Raw genomic sequence first — 18,178 nt, 5'->3', positions numbered from 1 at the left:
CTATGACGACGCTTAGGCCTATGCTGGTTACAGTTGCAGCACTGCTGCCGTTCAGTGCTCTGGGGAATGACTATCAACCCGCCGACGTTGAGATGGGAGCAGGCTGGAATTTCATGCCTCAGGTCGGAGTCGGGCTGGGCTATGACGACAACACCGCCCACTCCAACACCGGTGCCATCGACAGCTGGTTCTGGGAGCTGAGCCCCGAATTCCTGATTCATGCCGGTAACGACGTCAGGAGCTATCAGATCAGCTATCTGCTCACCGACGCCAACTACGAAGACAGCAGTGAGGATGACTACACCGATCATCGATTCAAGATCGATGTCCACCATGAGTTCACCCGCCGCCACAGGCTGGACTTCAACTACGCCTACTATCGCAACCATGAGGCCAGGGGCCTGGGCATTACCGAAGGTTTCGGGCAGAACTTCAGCGAGGTGGCGGAGTTTGATGTCCATGATGTGGGCGTGATCTATGGCTTTGGTGTGCCCTCGGCCAAGTTCAACCTGGATCTTGAGCTGGGCTACTACGACAAGGATTACACCAATCTGGAGACCATCTCCCAGTTCCGTGACTACGACAGTGTCATGGGGCGGGCCACAGTCTACTGGCGCCTGAGTCCCAGAACCTCACTGCTGGCGGAGTGGGTGGGTGAAGACAAGACCTACGACCGCAATGCTGTGGGTGAGGCTTCCAGAGACAGCTTCGACCAGAAATACCTGGCGGGTTTGCGCTGGGATGCCACCAGCAAGACATCGGGCACCATCAAGCTGGGTTTCGAAGACCGCAGCTTTGACTCCAGCAGCCGGAAAGATTTCGATGGTTTTGCCTGGAGTGCCGCCCTGGACTGGAAACCCAGAACCTACTCCACCTTTACCCTGGAAGGGGGCAGCCGTGCCAAAGACCCGGATACCCTGGGTGATTACGTAGAGGAGAACAGCCTGGGTCTGCGCTGGAAGCATGAATGGCGCAGCCGCCTGTCGACTCTGGCGTCCATCCGCTATCTGGACGAGAGCTTCACCGGCATCGACCGTGACGATGAGCTGTGGGAAGCCACCCTGGGGGCCACCTTGGTATGGAAGCGCTGGATCTCCACCGAGTTCGAATACCGCTATGCGGATCAGAGCTCCAACATCGATAGGCTCAACTATGACAAGAACCTGTTCCTGGCAACTGTGCGCCTGTCTCTGTAGCGCGCTGTTTGCGCTGATGCTCAGCCTGCCGGCGGCGGCCGCCGCCGGCGACTATCAGCTGAGCTCTGGCGACACCATCTCCATCCATGTCTATGGAGAGGATGACCTGACCCTGCAGACCCGTCTGGGGGAGTCCGGGGTGATCAACTACCCCTACCTCGGTGTCATCAAGGTCAAGGGGATGACGGTGGCCCAATTGGAGAGCCGCATTGTCGGGGGACTCAAGGGAGACTATCTGATCAACCCCAGTGTCCACGTCAGCATCCTGGAGTACCGGCCGTTCTACATCTACGGCGAAGTCAAAGCCCCGGGCGGCTACCCCTACCAGCCGGGCCTGACCGTGGAGCGTGCGGTGGCCCTGGCTGGCGGGTTGACCGAGCGGGCCTCCACCAAGGATATGACCATCAATCGAGTGGTGGGAGGCAGCGAGAGGAGCATCAAAGTCTCCATGTCCACCTCGGTCTATCCCGATGATTCCGTTCTCATCAAAGACAGCTTCTTTTGAAGGGAGAGCCGATGTCCAACATGGCCATTCAGATGGAGAAGGACAACTTCGCCGCAGAGCGGGATGTTGACCTGACTCAGTACTTCAGGGTGTTGTGGCGCTTCAAGGGGCGCATCATCCTGTTTTCAATGCTGGTCACCGCCATCGCCGTTGCCGTGCTATTGAATGTCGAGCCCATGTATAAGGCCAAGTCCAGGCTGCTGATTGAGTCCGAGCAGGCCAAGGCGGTGTCCATCGAGGATGTCTATGGCCTGGACTCTTCCCGGCAGGAGTATCTGCAGACTCAGTTTGAGATCATTAAGAGTCGCCAACTGGCTGAGCGGGTGATCGATCGGCTGGAGCTTGTTCGCCACCCCGAGTTCATCATTCCAGAGCGGCCCGCCTGGCAAGAGAAGGTTCTTAGCTATGTGCCGACGGCCCCCAATCAGGATCCCATGGAGGTGGTGCGCGAGTGGTTTGCCTGGTTGCCCATAGATTTAACCCCCGAACCGGTGGATGAAGCTAAGAAGCTGGCCACGAGAAAAGTGCTGCTGCTGAATGAGTTCTCCCAGCGGCTGTCGGTCTCTCCGGTTCCCCAGACTCAGCTGGTGGACATCGGCTTTTTCGCTCACAGCCCCCAACTGGCGGCAATGGTCTCCAACACCATGGGAGAGGTCTACATCGAAAATCACCTGGAGGCCAAGCTGGCGGTAACCCGCAAGGCTTCCGAGTGGCTCAGTGCCCGCTTGGATGAGTTGCTGGTGGGATTGCGAAGGTCCGAAGAGAAGCTTCAGACGTTCCGGGAAAAAGAGGGGCTGCTTGCATTGGACGGCTCGGTAGGCACGGCGTCCAAAGAGATCAATGAGCTGACCGAACAGCTGGCCATCGCCAGGCAGAGACGGGAGGAGGCACGATCTTTGCTGAACCTGGTGCGCCAGAAAGGGGTGAATGACATAGACAGTTTGGAGGGGTTGGCGGAGATCAGTGGTCATCCCTTGATAGAGCAGGTGAAACAGGCTGAAGTCACGGCTTCGGCCAATGTGGCGGAGCTCTCCCGCCGTTATGGTCCCAAGCACAACAAGATGATTGCCGCCAAGGCGCAGCTTGCCGAAGTGCGATCCAACATGCGCACACAGGTGCGGCAATTGGTGAGAGGGATTGAACAGGAGTTTCAAGCCCTGGCCTCTGCCGCCGCGGCGTTGGAACGCCAGCTCGGAGGCATCAAAACCCAGTATCAGGAACAGAGCCGGGTGGAGGTCGAGTACCGCGAGTTGCAGCGTGAAGTGGAGTCCAATCGCAGAATCTATGAAACCTTCCTCAACAGGATGAAGGAGACCGGCGCCGTGGCCGACTTTGATGCCGCCCACGCCAGGTTTACCGACCGGGCCGAGCCGCCTCTCTACCCTTCCAAGCCCAAGAAGAAGTTGATAGTGGTGATGGTGGCCTTCATGTCTGGCCTGTTTGCCTGCGCTTTCGCCCTTATCTACAACACCCTGACCGACACCATCACCGCCGGCGATCAGGTGGAGAGTAAACTCTCAGCCAAGCTGTTGGGGGTGATACCGGAGCAGAAGACCCGTAAGCGATTGAAGGCAGATCACTTCTTTTCCAAAGACGCCCACAGCTTCTCTGAGGCGTGGCGGACGGTCCGAACCGGCTACCTGCTGACCCACGTGGAGGACGGTGCCAAGACCCTGTGTGTGACCTCCACCGTGCCGGGGGAGGGCAAAACCACCAGCTCGTTTAACCTGTCTCTGGCGTTGTCTCAGCTGGAGCGGGTGTTGCTGATTGAAGCGGACCTGAGAAAGCCCGTGGTGGGCGAGATGCTGAAGCTGCCCAACTACCAGCCGGGACTGTCGAACCTGCTCAGCGGTACTCACAAACTCAATGACTGCATCTATACGGTGCCAGATACTCAGCTGGACGTGATGGTGGCCGGCACCCGGGTATCGACGCCTCTGGAGCTGATCGCTTCCCAGGGATTCAACAATCTGCTGGAGCGGCTGAAAGGGCATTATGACCGTGTGCTGGTGGATACTGCACCGGTGGATGTGGTCAGCGATGCCCTGGTGATCTCCCGCCGGGTCGACTCCGTGGTGTACGTGGTGAAGTGCGGCAAGGCGCGCCGGGAGCTGATCTCCAAGTCTCTCGGCAGGCTGTTTTCCGCTCACGCCAGGGTGGATGGCGTAGTGCTCAATGGGGTGCCCAAGGATCTGGCCACCTATAAGCGCTATCAGAGCTACTATGGTACGGGCACCGCGTCATGATTGACCTTCACTGCCACCTGCTGCCCGGTGTCGATGATGGCGCCCGGGACATGGATGAGGCCCTGGCCCTGGCCAAGCTGGCGGTGGAGCAGGGCATTACCCACTCGGTGCTGACGCCGCACATCCATCTGCGTCACTACCCCAATACCCTGGAGTCGCTGACACCCCATTACCAGAACTTTAAGCGCACCCTCAGGGAGCGGGGTATTCCTCTCCACATCGCCCTGGGGGCCGAGGTGCGCATGGCACCGGAGCTGCTTCTGGGAAACGCCTGGAAGGCATTGCCAAAGCTGGGCAAAACTCCGGATGGCAAGCCGGTACTGTTGCTGGAGATGCCCTACAGTCATGTGCCTGCCGGCACGGATCAGTTGCTGCGATGGCTAATCGGGCAGGGGGTCCAGCCAGTGGTGGCCCATCCCGAGCGCAACCGGGATGTTATCGCCCACCCCACCCTGGCGTTGACCCTGAAGGGCACCGGAGCCTGGCTGCAGGGTACGCTGAGCGCCCTGGGCGGCAGTTTTGGCGAGGACATCAAGCGTGTTGCCTGGGAGCTGCTTCGAAAAGACGCCTACCACTACCTGGCCAGCGATGCCCATCGCATCGACAAGCGCTCCACCCGAGTGGAGCACGTGCTCAGCCTGCTGGCCGAGCAAATGGGCCGCGAGGTGGTGACCGCGTTGACCCACGACCGCCCCTGGGCATTGGTGGCGTCCAGGTTTATCTAGCCGGAACTCTCCCGGTGATGGTGGCGTGACCCTGGGTGGCCTGTTGCAGCCGCACCCCGAGCTCTTCATACCCCCTTACAAAGTCCTTCTGCTCTTAGGTGGCAGTAGCAGGTCGGCCAGCTATGCTTTTACGCCGACCCTGTTCGCAGTTTTCACTGAAGAGGACAGCACTATGGTCGACACACTGCACCAACTTAAATTGCTGGCCAGAGTACTGGTCACCATGCTTCTGCTCAGCCTTTGTTCCCTGGCCGCCCGGGCCGAGCCTCCCTCTCTGTATGACCGTCTGGGCGGGCTGGCCCCTATCTCTGTGGTGGTCAGTGACTTCATCGACGCCCTGGTTCCCGATGCGGTTCTGAACAGCAATCCGGCCATTGACGCGGCCCGCACCGCCGTGCCGCCCGCCTATTTGAAGTATCACGTGACGGCGATGATGTGCCAGGTGACCGGAGGCCCCTGCCAGTACCATGGCCGAGACATGCGCCAGGCTCACGCTCACCTGAATATTCAGGAGGTGGAGTGGCAACGCATGATGGAAGTGTTTAAGGAGATATTGGCGAAACATCAGGTGCCCCAGCAGGAGGTCAATGAGTTACTGGCGATCATGGACTCTACCAAGAGTGACATCGTCGTGGCGTCACCTTAATAGTTCCGGGGAGCTTCGGCTCCCCGGTCAATACCCGGTCATCTCAATAAATCCGCTTCCCTGAATGCTGCCCTCGGCGACGACAGGCCCCTCCCAGTAGGGGATGGACAACTGATTGCGTTGATCCCGGTTGAGGGTCTCGATGCGGCCGGACAGGCCATGGTTGGGGATCTTCAATTGCCAGGCCACCGGGTAGTTGGCACCGTCCAGGGTGACGCTGTCCAGCTCGCGCCATTGAATCTCACCATCGTGAATCGGCGTGACCTGGCCCCCGGGATCGATAAGGCTGCCGGAGAAGTAGTGGTTATCGTTTCGGTTGCGCATGCGGAACAGCATCAGCGCCCGGCCATCGTCCAGGTGCAGAGACACCCAGTCCCAACCCAGGTACTCGGCGTCCATCAGCTCACTGGACCACTCCCGGTCCATCCAGGCCAGGCCACTGAGTGTACGCGGGGCTTTTCCCTCCTGAATCAGGGTGCCCGAGGCTTTCAGGTGCGGCAGGCTGTAGTAGAAAGAAGCGTGTTCCGGGTCCGGCGTCTTTTGACTGAAACCGTTGATCCCATGCTTGACGATGGGACTGTCAGTCAGAGTCAGTGACAACTCGCCCAGTTCACTGGTTGCGCTCAGCGTCAGGGGCAGAAACCCCTCATCGGTGCCGGAGAGTTGCCACTGATCGATCCAGGCGCTGAAGGGGTGGGCGATGACCCCGGCCTGGCCGCTGCCGCCTCTGGCCCAGCGCTCCAGGGCGTGGTGCTCGCCGTCGGCTTCCAGCGCCAGGTGAGCAAACCACAACTGGCCATCGTCCCAGGGGTTGTCCCTGTGTTTGCCGATGCGACTTCGGAACAGGGTCCACTGCAGGGCCACGGGCTTGCCTTCGCCGTCTTTCAGGTTGGCGGTAAGGTACCACCATTCCAGTCCGTACTCAGGGTGCGCCCCGTGATCCTTGGGAAACTCAATGGCCGTACCCGGCATCACCTTGGCGGCGCCCTCGGCCACGTTCTGCTGCCAGGTCACTCCCTGGGTGTGTTCTGGTGCCGACTTGGGCGTGCAGGCGCACAGCAGCAAGAGAAGCGCAATCCAACGCATCAGGAGTCCCCTTTCATCAGTTGACTGACCGGGGCCTTCGACAACCGCCACAGTGGCCAGAGCGCAGAGAGCAGCAGGGCCAGCAGCAGGCTGCCGAGCAGTGAGGGCCAATCCTCCATCAGGTAATGAACCGGCATGGTCCAGCCAAAGGCGACCCGGTTCACCAGATCCAGCAGCAGGTGCCCCAGGGCCATCCCCAGTGGCAGGGCCAGGATCAGGGCAAACAGGGCGATGACGCCCAACTGGGCCAACTGGGCCAGCAACAATTGCCTGCGGGTTATCCCCAGGGCCAACAAGGTGGCTAACTGACCCAGTCTGTGGTGTTCAACCGAAGAGAGGGAGGCAAACAGGCCGACCGCAGCCACCAACAGGGTGAGGATGTTCAAAGCCGTGGTGACCGCAAAGGTTTGATGGAACATGGTGGTGGCCAGGTTGCGGATCCGCTCCCTCTGAATGATCTGCGCCGGAGACAGCCACTCAAGCAGAGACTGGTACACCTGCTGACGGGTCGCTTCGGACACCGACAGACTGTAGCCGGCCAGGGGGACCTCACCCAGCGCTGTCTGCATCAGCAAAGGACTGATGAACGCCTGGGCCTTGAGGTTGCCATAGTCGTAGTAGACGCCGACCAGGGTGCAACTGAACGGCGGTTGTCCGGTATCGCCGATGGTGATTTGTTGGCCCAATGACAGGTCGGCCATCAATTGGGTGCGCTCGTTGACCAGGCAGCCTCCATCGAACAGGGTACTGCTCCAATCATCGTCAGCGACCTTGATGGGCAGGTGACGATAATGCTCTGCACTGTCGCCCAGGCTGGCGATGCTGCCGGCTTCGCCTTGAATGCTGGCGCGTTGGTGGCGAAATGGCGTGATGGTCGTTATGCCGGGCAGAGTGCTTAGGCGGGATTGCCAAAGGGCATGGTCATCACCGCCGGTTCTGACGTAGAGATCGGCGCTGATTCTTTGCTTCAGATAGCCCTCAAGGGCCAGTTCGAAGCTGCCCACCACCATTCTCATCCCCACCGCGGCCGCCAGGGCCAGCATCACAGCAATCATCGCCACCCTGGTAGTACGTTGTTGCTCATCCAAGTCCGTCAGAGCCCATTGACCTAGGGCCGACCTCAGCCTGAAACGGCCCACGGCACGGCAACACAGTTGCAGCCACTGCGGCGTCATTGCGGCCCCTGCCAGCAGCAGCAGGCCGCACAGGGTGAGGGCCATGCCGGTGGTGGCCACCAGGGAGGCTCCGACGGTAACCACCAGCAGCAGAACCAGCCCCAGCGCAAGCAACCCCAGGCTTTGAGTCTGCTGCCGCTGCTGGCGGGAGCGAAAGCCAAGAGACAACGCGACCCTGGGGTCCAGCATCAGAGAGCCCAATACCATGGCGATGGCGCCCAGGATAACCACAGTTGCCAGCCCCAGAGGCAGCAGCAGATTCTCAACACTCAGCAGGCCATTGAATCCATACAGGGAGGAGAGGGTCATCTGCACCTGAGGCATCCAGGCCCGGGCAAACTGACTGCCTGCCAGGGCACTGATGGGAATGGCGATCATGCCCACCAGCACCAGTTCGGAGATCACCGCCTTGACCAGGGCAGGTTGTCCTATGCCCAGGCTGCGAAGCTGGGCCATCAGAGCGCTTCTTTGAGTGAGGCTGAATCTCAGTGCGTTGAAGGCCAGAAACAGGGAGACCGCCAGCGCCATCATCGCCAGGGCGGTCAGGTTGAGGTGAAAGGATGCAGAGAGTTGGCCGAACTGCGTCGATTCTCCCTGAGACATCAGCCTGGCCTGCTGGGGCAGTGCCTGACGAATGGTGTCCAGCTGGGATGGGGACAGGGCTGGCAGGTTCAGGTAACTCAGTCGGGTGCCGCTTTGAGCCAATTCCGACAGGGTGGCGATGTCGGTGTGGATCCAGGGGCCCAGGTCCTCGATCAGTTGCAGAGGCCCCAGGGTTTGGTCCTCTCTGAACCTCAGATTGTCGCCATCTTGCCAGCCGTAGGAGGCGGCGACGCGGGTGTCCACCCAGGCTCGGGCTTCACTGCTGCCGGTGGGCCGGCCCAACTGGCCAACATAGGCCAGGGGATCCACGCCCCTGACCAGCAGCGGCCTGTCCTGCGAGTCCACCAGTCGCATATCCAGCACCGGGGTGGCGTCAATGCCGCTACGCCGCAGGTTAATCCACAGCGTCTGGTCGAGAAACCCCTCTCTCTGGTGAGGCTGTATCTGCCAGCCTTCACCGCGAGACGCCTGATCTTCACTGGCGGCGTACCTGGCCCTGGCCTCCTGATTGATGGTTTCCACCCCAACCAGCAGGCTGGCCCCAAGTACCATACCCAGCAGCAGAAACAGCAGCTGCCAGGGGTGTCGCCGATAGTGGGCCAGCAGGGTGATGACCGCCAATCGCCACTCAATCATGGAGCTGCCCCTGCCTGAGATGGAGTGTCTGTCCAAGCATGGACGCTACCCTGGGGCTGTGAGTCACCAGAATCAGTGTCTGATTGAGGGCCTTGGACAGACGGGTAAAGATCTCCATCACCTCATCCCCGGTGGCTTCGTCCAAGTTGCCTGTAGGTTCATCGGCCAGGACAAGCGGCGGGTGGTGGGCCAGGGCTCGGGCGATGGCGACCCGTTGCTGCTCTCCGCCCGAGAGCTGGTCGGGATAGAGCTTCCAGAGAGAGGCAAGGCCCAAGGGCTCAACCAGAGTGTCCATCACCTCCTCAGGGTGGGTGAGCAGGTTCAGGCGATGCTGAAACAGGATGTTGTCACCCACCGTCAGGGTGGGCAGCAGATTGAACTGCTGAAACACCAGTCCGATTCGGCGGCGATAGAGGGAGAGCTGGTCTGCGTCCAGTTGATCGACTCGGTGTCCATTGACCTGAATGCTGCCGTCATCGGGGCGCTCCAGCCCGGCAATCAGGTGGAGCAGGGTGGACTTGCCTGCCCCTGACTCCCCCATGATGGCCAGTTGTTGCCCCGCCTCCAGTTCGAGGCTGCAGTGGCGCAAAATCTGTCTCCTGGCCCGTCCCTGAGTTCTGAATAGATCCACATCCTTGACGCTAATCATCGGGCCTCCCGTACAGCTAATGAACAAAATATAGCAAAGAATCAGTGGCTTCGACCTAGTAGTACGCAGCAGTCATCACTTTGGATCCTCTTTGGTTTTCTGTTTTTTCTGTTTAATGGAGGGTGACGCCATGGGGCTTAGATGAGTGGCGTGTGCTGGCTGAAGCCAGCGTTGTTAATGATAATCTGTGGCGCTCGGTGCCATTAATATGGAAAGATAAATAAGTTAATCAGACTGATAGGATATTGCTGCCGCGGGGCTGACAGGCGGCGAGCTCAAAGGGAGAGGTGAGATGACGGATTTCAATACCAACTACAACCGCGCTGTCTGGTTCGATATTCCCGTGGCGGACCTTGATCGGGCGGCGGCCTTCTACGCCCGGGTGCTGGCGATCAAGGTGCAGATTGAGGAGTACGAAGGGGTGCGCTTCGGGGTGCTGGACCATGAACTGGGCAATGGCGGATGTCTGGTGGTGGACGAGATGAAGGTGACCAGCCAACAGGGAATTCTGGTGTACCTCAATGTGGATGGCCGCATCGACGAGGCGGTTGAGTTGGTGACCGACATGGGCGGGACCGTGCTCCAGGGGGTACACAGCATCGGCCCCCATGGATTCAGGGCACTCATTCTCGACAGTGAAGGAAACCGGTTGGCCCTGCATGCAGAGCGGCGCACTCAGGGGTGATTCTTAAAGGACGTATGATGATAAACCAAGCCTACCTGGCCGGTGTTGAAACTGCTGAGCATCGGTTCTCTCTGCCTCTGGATTATGCCGATCCCCAGGGGCCGCATATCGAGGTGTTTGCCCGGGAGCTTTGGGCTCCGGACAAGATGCGTGAGTCGCTGCCCATGTTGGTGTTCTTCCAGGGGGGCCCGGGGTTTGGTGCGCTGAGGCCCGCCAGGCGTTCCGGCTGGCTGGACCGGGCACTGGAGGAGTTTCGGGTATTGCTGCTGGATCAGAGAGGCACCGGCCTGTCGACGCCCATTCATAGCACCGCTCTGTCGGCCCTGAGTGCAAAGCAGCAACTGCACTACCTGACGCACCACAGGGCAGACAACATTGTGCGAGATGCCGAAGCAATCCGCCATCAGCTGCTCGGGGAGCGGCCGTGGAGCATACTGGGACAGAGCTTTGGCGGTTTTTGTGTTTTGCGGTACCTGAGTGTTGCCCATCAGGGGATCACCGAAGCCTACATCACCGGGGGCCTCCCCTCCCTGGTTCGTGAAGCGGAGGAGGTGTACCGGGCGACCTATCAGCGGGTCGCGCAGAAAAACCGCTCTTTCTTTGAGCGTTTCCCCGGTGCCCAGGCTCTGGCGGATGAGATAGCCGCCTATCTGTGTGCCCACGATGTGCGCCTGCCCGATGGCGCCAGGCTGACGGTGGAGCGCTTCCAATTGCTGGGGATTCACCTCGGAGTGGAGGAGGGGGCCGAAGCGCTGCATTTTCTGCTGGAGCAGGCGTTGCTGCCCTCTCCCGCGGGTACCGTGTTAAACCCGGTTTTCCTGCATGGGGTGATGCAGATGCTCGATTATGACACCAATCCCCTCTACACCCTGCTTCACGAGCCAATCTACAACCAGGGGCGGGCATCGCGCTGGGCGGCGCACAGGGTGCGGGCTGAGTTCCCGGAGTTTGATTACCGGCCGGACCGGCCGCTGCGCTTTACCGGGGAGATGGTCTACCCCTGGATGACCGAGCAGTTTCAGGGTCTGAAGCCTTTGGCGTCCCTGGCCGATGCCCTGGCCAGTAAAAGCGACTGGCCTCCCCTGTATGACCCGGCTCAGCTGGCGAAAAACCCGGTGCCTGTGGCCGCAGCGGTTTACACCGAAGATATGTTCGTGGAGTACGCCTTCTCGGAGGAAACCATCGATCAGGTGGCGAACCTGGTGGCCTGGCGCACCTCGGAGTATGAGCACAACGGCCTGAGGATGGATGGTCATCGCATCCTCGACCGCCTGATTGCGCTCAATCGTAAGCAGGCACTGAGGTAATGGCCGGGGAGTCCGCCATCAGGCGACGGCGGGCTTCCAGCAGGGATTCCAGGCTTTGAGGCGGGCTGTAGAGGTAGCCCTGGAACTGATGACAGCCCCGTTTGATCAGGTACTCCTCCTGCTCCCGGGTCTCCACCCCTTCGGCGGTCACCGGAATCTCATAGATGGCCGCCACCCTCAGGATCACGTCCACCAGAGAGCGGGTCTGTTCTGCCCCCTCTCTTTCCAACTGGCTGACAAAGCTGCGATCGATCTTCAGCCGGTCTATGGGGTAGTGCTGCAACTGGGTGAAGGCGGTGTAGCCGGTGCCGAAATCGTCCAGCACCACCTTGACGCCATTGCGCCGAAGCTCTGTGAGCATATTCAGGCCCTCTGAGGTGTGGCTGACCATGGCGGTCTCGGTGAGCTCCAGATCCAGACGGTTGAGGTCTATCCCGTAGGTGGTTGCCAGGCTGAGGAGGCTCGGGGCCAGCTTGGGGTTGTTCAACTGCATGGAGGAGATGTTCAGTGCCAGGCGAAGGTCCCGCACCTCCTCGCGGTGACTGTGGGACAGAGCCTGAATCTGGGAGAAGCAGCGCTGAATGATCCACAGGTCCAACTCGTAGATCAGTCCATACTTCTCGGCGACGGGAATGAATTTGTCCGGGCCAACGCCTTTGAGCTCGGGAAGGGTGCAGCGAACCAGCACCTCGGCACTGGTGCACCAGGGGGTGGCCAGCCCATGAATCGGCATATATTTGAGTTCAAAGGCACCAAGGTCCATGGCGCGCTTCAGCCCTTGAAGTATGGTGGCCTCCAGCTGCATCTCCTTGGCCATCGCCTCACTGAATTCGTAGCAGAGGCCGGGCTGAGTGGCCTTGCCCTGAGTGGTGGCCAGGTTCGCCTGTTGCAGTTTGTCCGACGGAGTGGTCAGGTTGCACCTGGAGTAGCCCAGGGTCATGGTGAGCATGAGCTGATGCTCAAACACCTGGTAGGCTCCGGTCAACCGGTGGTGGATCGCCTCTGCCACCCGGGCGCTGTGCTGAGTGCGGCCGATGGGAAGCCCCAGGACAAACTCATCTCCCGAGGTTCTCGCCAGTAACTGTTTCCCGCTGACTATCAATCCATCGGCCAGGAGCTGTTCTGGCAACATCTGCAGCCGCTTCGCCAACTGTTGCAGCAGGGCGTCGCCGCTGGCACGACCGTATCTCTGGTTGACCGACTTGAACTGATGGATGTTCAGCTGAAACAGGCACAGCGCGTGGGGATCCCCCTGGTAGTGGCACAGCCACTTGTCCATGGCGCGGCGGTTGGCCAGCCCGGTCAGCGGGTCGGTCAGATAGGAGCGGTTGAGTCGTGACAGACTCTGCTTCTGTCCCAGCACCAGGAACCAGATAAAGCAGTAGGTGATCACCACGGACACCCCGAAGCGCAACAACATGTCGGGGCCGACGCTGTGGGAGCCCAGAGCAAACAGCACCAGGGTAAAGATCCCTCCGAGCAGTCCCGCTGCTGCGATGGACATCAGGTAGAACAGGCCAGCAACCACGGGGAAGACGAAGGCCAGCCCCCTAAACCCGTTGTCATAGGTAAAGGCGGCGATGGCGGCCATTATCAGCAGGGTAAACACCAACAGGGCGCGGCGGCTCAGTTCCCCGGTGCGCCGGGTGTGCATCAGGGAGTAGATAAGAAAGGGGGAGGCAATCAGCTCAAGGCTGCCCACCAGATAATTGAAGCCAAACAGCAGGTGAAACAGACCGAACCCCAGGGCGCCGGCGAGACTGACCCAGTGCAGGCCCTGGACAACGGTAGGTGAGTAAGGCTGATAAAGGTGCATCGAGACGGGAGAGGAGACGAAAATTTTTCGCAATACTAGCAGCTCGCTGTGGTTAAGTCAGTCCTACAAACAAATGTTTGTATCATTTGTGTGCGCCATATAACTTACGGATTAATAGCACCTTATTGATTCTGTTAGTCTGGCCACAGAGGGGGAAATCAAACAAAAAGAGCCGCCCGGAGGCGGCTCTTTGACATAGTGTTGTCTCTTACTCGTGGCTGTCCTTGTAGGGGCGGCCGTAGTAGCTGTCCAGCAGAACCTGTTTCAGCTCGCTGATCAGCGGGTAGCGAGGGTTGGCGCCGGTGCACTGGTCATCGAACGCTTCCTCGGCCACTTCGTCCAGCTTGGCCAGGAACAGCTTCTCATCCACGCCGGCGGCCTGAATGGAGGCGGGGATGTCCAGCACCTCTTTCAGTTGCTCTACCTTGGCGATCAGCAGCTCCAGCTTCTCCAGGTCGCTGTCGCCGCCCAGGCGCAGGTGATCGGCAATGGCGGCATAGCGGCACAGGGCCTGAGGACGGTCATACTGACTGAACGCGGTCTGCTTGGTGGGCAGGTCGGTGCCGTTAAAGCGCATAACGTTGGTGATCAGCAGGGCGTTGGCCAGGCCGTGTGGCAGATGGAATTCGGCGCCGATCTTGTGGGCCATGGAGTGACAGATCCCCAGGAAGGCGTTGGCGAAGGCGATGCCGGCGATGGTGGCGGCGTTGTGCACCTTCTCCTTGGCCTTGGGTGCATTGGCCCCCTCGGTGTAGCTGTCTGGCAGGTGCTTAAACAGCAGATCCAGAGCCTGCAGCGCCTGACCGTCGGAGTACTCGTTGGCCATCACGGACACAAAGGCTTCCAGGGCGTGGGTCACCGCATCGATGCCACCGAAGGCGGTCAGCGACTTGGGCATGTTCATCACCAGGTTGGCGTCAACGATGGCCATGTTGGGCGTCAGCTCATAGTCGGCGATGGGGTACTTGGTGCCGGTGCGCTCGTCGGTCACCACCGCGAAAGGCGTGACCTCAGAACCGGTGCCGGAGGTGGTGGGGATCGCCACCATCTGCGCCTTCTTACCCATTTTGGGGAAGCGGTAGATACGCTTGCGGATGTCCATGAAGCGCAGGGCCAGATCGGCGAAGTCCACTTCAGGGTGCTCATACATCACCCACATGATCTTGGCTGCATCCATGGGGGAGCCGCCGCCCAGGGCAACGATGACGTCTGGCTTGAAGCTGTGCAGCATATCTGCACCCTTTTTCACCACTTCCAGAGTCGGGTCGGCTTCTACCTCATAGAACACCTCAACCTCCAGGCCCTGGCCCTTGAGGATGCGGATGGTCTCATCGCAGTAGCCGTTGTTGAACAGGAAGCGGTCGGTCACGATGCAGGCACGCTTGTGCTCGCTCAGCTCCTCCAGGGCCACCGGCAGGGCGCCGCGGCGGAAGTAGATGGACTTAGGCAGTTTGTGCCACAACATATTCTCGGCTCGCTTGGCTACGGTTTTCTTGTTGATCAGGTGCTGAGGGCCCACGTTCTCTGAGATGGAGTTACCACCCCAGGAGCCACAACCCAGAGTCAGGGAGGGGGCCAGCTTGAAGTTGTACAGGTCGCCGATGCCGCCTTGGGAAGCCGGGGTGTTGATCAGGATGCGCGCGGTCTTCATCCGCTGGCCAAACACGCGGATGCGCTCCACCTGCAGGTCCTGATCTGTGTACAGTGCGGAGGTGTGGCCGATGCCGCCCAGGGCCACCAGCTCTTCCGCCTGGGTCACGGCGTCTTCGAAATCACTGGCGCGGTACATCGCCAAGGTGGGGGAGAGCTTCTCGTGAGCAAAGGCTTCATCGACGCTGGTCTTGGTAACCTCACCGACCAGAACCTTGGTCCAGGAGGGGACCTTGATCCCCGCCATTTCGGCGATCTTGGTGGCGGGTTGGCCAACGATGTCAGCATTCAGGTTGCCGTTCACCAGCAGTACCTTACGTACCTTGGTGGTTTCGCTTTTGTTCAGCAGGTAGCCGCCGTGGCTGGCGAAACGTTCACGCACTTCGTCGTAGATGCTGTCGACCACGATCACCGACTGCTCGGAGGCGCAGACCACGCCATTGTCGAACGTCTTGGACATCAGGATGGAGCTGACGGCGCGTTTGATGTCGGCGGTTTCGTCCACTACGACCGGGGTGTTACCGGCGCCTACGCCGATGGCGGGCTTGCCTGAGCTGTAGGCGGCCTTCACCATGCCCGGGCCACCGGTGGCCAGAATCAGATTGATCTCTTCGTGGGTCATCAGGTGGTTGGACAGCGCCACAGACGGCGTGTCAATCCAGCCGATGATGTCTTCCGGGGCCCCCGCGGCGACGGCAGCGTCCAGCACCAGCTTGGCGGCGGCGTTGGTGGCGTTCTTCGCCCTTGGGTGGGGGGAGAAGATGATGCCGTTGCGGGTCTTCAGGGCGATCAGTGCCTTAAACACCGCAGTAGAGGTGGGGTTGGTGGTGGGCACAATGCCACAGATCAGGCCAACGGGCTCGGCGATGGTGATGGTGCCGCCGGTCTCATCCTCTTCCAGAATGCCGCAGGTTTTGTCGTCCTTGTACTTGTTGTAGATGTACTCAGAGGCAAAGTGATTCTTGATCACCTTGTCCTCCAGCACACCCATGCCGGTTTCCTCAACAGCCTGACGGGCAAGGGGGATACGGGCATCGGCGGCGGCCAGGGCCGCAGCTCGGAAGATCGCGTCCACCTGTTCCTGGCTGTAACTGGCAAATTTCTGCTGGGCCGCTTTTACCCGGGTAATCAGGGCATTCAGTTCGGCAATGGACTTGTCAGTCATCTAAACTGTCCTCAAATTTAAAAACACTTTCCTCTGAACCAAGTCAGTATAGGCTTTGGAACCATGTTCAGGAAAAATGCTCTTCGCTGATGTAATTAAATTACACTTTTCTCGGTCACAAACCGTTAACTGCTTCACGTTTGGGCGAATTTGGATGTTGCTAACTTACATTCGCCATTAGAAAATGTAATGAGTTAATGGGGTTAAACGAGGAAAAATTCACTTTTCCCAAGGGGCGGATTTCTCTAGAGTATCCTCCTTCGTTTTTGGCTCCTGTTATTGAGGCGTATACCCTAAGTGGACTTCTATCTGCTGTTGCAATTCTTCCTTGGCCTGGTGGCGATCATCAATCCCATCGGACTGCTGCCTGTGTTTGTGTCTCTGACCAGTCACCAGACTGAACAGGAGCGCCTGGCGACCGCCAAAGTGGCCAACTTCTCCGTGGTGATCATCCTGCTGGTGACTCTGGTGGCGGGTCAGTTGATCCTCAACCTGTTCAGCATCTCAATTCCCGCGTTCCGCATTGCCGGCGGGGTGCTGATCACCTTTATTGCCATGTCGATGTTGCAGGGTAAATTGGGTGAGGTGAAACACAACAAGGAGGAGGGCCGGGAAGCGGCCGCAATGGACTCGGTTGCCGTTGTGCCTCTGGCACTGCCGCTGATGGCTGGTCCCGGCGCCATCAGTTCGGTGATTGTATTTGCCTCACAGCACCGAGATCCTCAGTCGATGCTCGGAATGGCGGCCTGCATCGTCGTCTTCGGGCTGCTCAGCTGGATTGTTTTTCGCACTGCGCCGGTCATTTTCAAGGTGCTCGGCCAGACTGGCATTAACGTGATCACCCGTATTATGGGTCTGCTGATGATGTCCATCGGCATCGAGGTGATCGCCGCAGGCATGAAGACGCTGTTCCCCGCGCTGGCGTCCTAGCCTGTGCCCTGAAACCGTCCTGTAATATGGTTGGTGGGATCACAGCCCCTATTTGGAGAGAGCAGAATGATTCTGATTACCGGAGCCGGCAGTGGCCTGGGGGCCGCATTGGCCAAAGTGTACAGTCAGCAGGGACAGCCCCTGGTGTTGGTGGGTCGCAGCCAGGCCAAACTGGAGACGGTGGCCCAGACCCTCTCCTCTGAGGTGGTGTGCCATGCCGCAGATTTGACCTGTGAAACTCAGGTAGCGGGTCTGTTTGAGGCGCTGCCCCAGGTGCCTTCCCGGATCATCCACTGCGCTGGCAGCGGTGATTTTGGTCCTGTGGAACAGTTTGACGAGTCCAGAATTCGCCGGTTGATGGACAATAACCTGCTGACCGCTGCCCTGGTGACCAAGGAGGCGGTGGCCAGATTCAGACAGCATCAGGTGCAACTGGTGGTGGTGGCTTCAACGGCGGCTCAAAAGGGCAAAGCCAATGAGGCGATCTACTGTGCGGTCAAATGGGGCGTAAAGGGGCTGGTGGAATCACTTCGGGCTGAGCTCAAGGGCGCGGCCATGACTCTGGTGGGCGTCTACCCAGGGGGGATGGACACCCCATTTTGGCAGCAGCAGGGCTGCGACAGCCATGTGGATGCCAGTGGCTTTATGAGCGCCGAGGAAGCGGCGCTGATGATGGCCAACGGCCTTATCGCCTCCGAAAACGGTTACATCTCGGAGCTGACCCTTATCCGCCGCTGAGCATTGCCTGGCGCGCCAGGGGCGCCAGCAACATGATCAGTATGATGGCGACGGTGGAGAACTGCAGCCAGTGGTCCTGCAGGCTCTCCATTTCGGCCACCCGTTGTTGTTCGTTCCGACTGCTTTGGCGGGTTGCCTGATAGTAGCGAAGGGCCCAATATCCATTTCCGATGATCAGCACCGCCAATGCGGTGAGCAAACGCCACTCCATATGCGCACTCCTCAAAGGATCTTCCTACCCCTAGTTATACCCAAAAAGGGGCAGTTCTGGGAGTAATCCCCCAAATAATTTGCGGGTATAGCCTGTGATCCAGTCGAAAAATTCCTCAATGGACACCGATTCTTGTTCATCGGCCTGCAAAAGGGTGAAGGATGTCACGTCTTTGGCGCGACGCTTGGTCTATTTTTTCAACGGCTTTA

At 59.5% G+C, this 18,178-nt stretch carries 15 protein-coding genes; 9 read left to right on the top strand and 6 right to left on the bottom strand.

All coding sequences use genetic code 11. The features are described 5' to 3' along the window. The first annotated feature begins 2 nt into the window (after nucleotides 1-2). The 5 genes from G505_RS22380 to G505_RS0107640 all read left to right on the top strand — a co-directional run bounded on the left by G505_RS22380 (nucleotide 3) and on the right by G505_RS0107640 (nucleotide 5,318). Complete coding sequence (locus tag G505_RS22380) at nucleotides 3-1,196, top strand: outer membrane beta-barrel protein (RefSeq protein WP_169628198.1); 1,194 nt, start codon at nucleotides 3-5, stop codon at nucleotides 1,194-1,196. Then, nucleotides 1,153-1,701 (top strand): polysaccharide biosynthesis/export family protein, encoded by a 549-nt coding sequence (locus G505_RS0107655; RefSeq protein ID WP_245568346.1) that lies wholly within the window; start codon nucleotides 1,153-1,155, stop codon nucleotides 1,699-1,701. The genes G505_RS22380 and G505_RS0107655 overlap by 44 nt, the downstream gene beginning before the upstream one ends. Before the next feature lie 11 nt (nucleotides 1,702-1,712). After that, a complete protein-coding gene (locus tag G505_RS0107650) occupies nucleotides 1,713-3,947 on the top strand; it encodes a GumC family protein (protein WP_051215977.1) in 2,235 nt (744 codons plus the stop codon). Beyond that, on the top strand, nucleotides 3,944-4,672 hold the full coding sequence (locus G505_RS20885) for a tyrosine-protein phosphatase (protein ID WP_051215976.1): 729 nt from the start codon (nucleotides 3,944-3,946) through the stop codon (nucleotides 4,670-4,672). The genes G505_RS0107650 and G505_RS20885 overlap by 4 nt, the downstream gene beginning before the upstream one ends. Nucleotides 4,673-4,844: 172 nt before the next feature. Then, nucleotides 4,845-5,318: a group I truncated hemoglobin gene (locus G505_RS0107640; RefSeq protein WP_028109032.1), complete on the top strand. Its 474-nt coding sequence runs from the start codon at nucleotides 4,845-4,847 to the stop codon at nucleotides 5,316-5,318. A 27-nt stretch (nucleotides 5,319-5,345) separates the two neighbouring features. On the opposite strand, the gene G505_RS0107635 is transcribed toward G505_RS0107640, so the two are convergent. Genes G505_RS0107635 through G505_RS0107625 form a run of 3 tightly spaced genes read right to left on the bottom strand, consistent with a single transcriptional unit; the run spans nucleotide 5,346 to nucleotide 9,467 of the window. Continuing rightward, nucleotides 5,346-6,404: a lipocalin-like domain-containing protein gene (locus G505_RS0107635; RefSeq protein WP_028109031.1), complete on the bottom strand. Its 1,059-nt coding sequence runs from the start codon at nucleotides 6,402-6,404 to the stop codon at nucleotides 5,346-5,348. After that, on the bottom strand, nucleotides 6,404-8,818 hold the full coding sequence (locus G505_RS0107630; protein ID WP_028109030.1) for an FtsX-like permease family protein: 2,415 nt from the start codon (nucleotides 8,816-8,818) through the stop codon (nucleotides 6,404-6,406). Before G505_RS0107630 ends, G505_RS0107635 begins: the two co-directional genes overlap by 1 nt. Next, nucleotides 8,811-9,467: an ABC transporter ATP-binding protein gene (locus G505_RS0107625; protein ID WP_028109029.1), complete on the bottom strand. Its 657-nt coding sequence runs from the start codon at nucleotides 9,465-9,467 to the stop codon at nucleotides 8,811-8,813. The genes G505_RS0107630 and G505_RS0107625 overlap by 8 nt, the downstream gene beginning before the upstream one ends. A gap of 292 nt (nucleotides 9,468-9,759) precedes the next feature. Between G505_RS0107625 and G505_RS0107620 the strand changes: the two genes are divergently transcribed. Further along, on the top strand, nucleotides 9,760-10,152 hold the full coding sequence (locus G505_RS0107620) for a VOC family protein (protein WP_028109028.1): 393 nt from the start codon (nucleotides 9,760-9,762) through the stop codon (nucleotides 10,150-10,152). 17 nt (nucleotides 10,153-10,169) lie between these two features. Next, nucleotides 10,170-11,459, top strand: coding sequence for an alpha/beta fold hydrolase (locus G505_RS0107615; protein ID WP_028109027.1), 1,290 nt, complete (start codon nucleotides 10,170-10,172; stop codon nucleotides 11,457-11,459). Here G505_RS0107615 and G505_RS0107610 read toward each other — a convergent pair. Together G505_RS0107610 and adhE are read right to left on the bottom strand one after the other, a co-directional pair. Next, entirely contained in the window at nucleotides 11,434-13,308 is a 1,875-nt protein-coding gene (locus G505_RS0107610; protein ID WP_157509108.1) for a putative bifunctional diguanylate cyclase/phosphodiesterase, read from the bottom strand. The genes G505_RS0107615 and G505_RS0107610 overlap by 26 nt on opposite strands. Nucleotides 13,309-13,483: 175 nt before the next feature. Continuing rightward, entirely contained in the window at nucleotides 13,484-16,090 is a 2,607-nt protein-coding gene (gene adhE, locus G505_RS0107605) for a bifunctional acetaldehyde-CoA/alcohol dehydrogenase (protein ID WP_028109025.1), read from the bottom strand. A 297-nt stretch (nucleotides 16,091-16,387) separates the two neighbouring features. Here adhE and G505_RS0107600 point away from each other — a divergent pair, with 297 nt between their 5' ends. Then, a complete protein-coding gene (locus tag G505_RS0107600) occupies nucleotides 16,388-17,020 on the top strand; it encodes a YchE family NAAT transporter (RefSeq protein WP_028109024.1) in 633 nt (210 codons plus the stop codon). 66 nt (nucleotides 17,021-17,086) lie between these two features. Continuing rightward, the gene (locus tag G505_RS0107595) at nucleotides 17,087-17,758 is read left to right on the top strand and encodes an SDR family NAD(P)-dependent oxidoreductase (protein ID WP_028109023.1); all 672 of its coding nucleotides are present in this window, start codon (nucleotides 17,087-17,089) and stop codon (nucleotides 17,756-17,758) included. Here the strand turns inward: G505_RS0107595 and G505_RS0107590 are convergent. Further along, nucleotides 17,745-17,969, bottom strand: coding sequence for a hypothetical protein (locus G505_RS0107590; RefSeq protein ID WP_028109022.1), 225 nt, complete (start codon nucleotides 17,967-17,969; stop codon nucleotides 17,745-17,747). The two genes, G505_RS0107595 and G505_RS0107590, sit on opposite strands and share 14 nt — an antisense overlap. Between the last annotated feature and the right edge of the window lie 209 nt (nucleotides 17,970-18,178).

Origin of the sequence: Ferrimonas futtsuensis DSM 18154 (genome assembly GCF_000422645.1) — a bacterium.
Classification (GTDB): Bacteria; Pseudomonadota; Gammaproteobacteria; order Enterobacterales; family Shewanellaceae; genus Ferrimonas; species Ferrimonas futtsuensis.
This window is presented reverse-complemented; position numbering and strand designations above follow the sequence as displayed.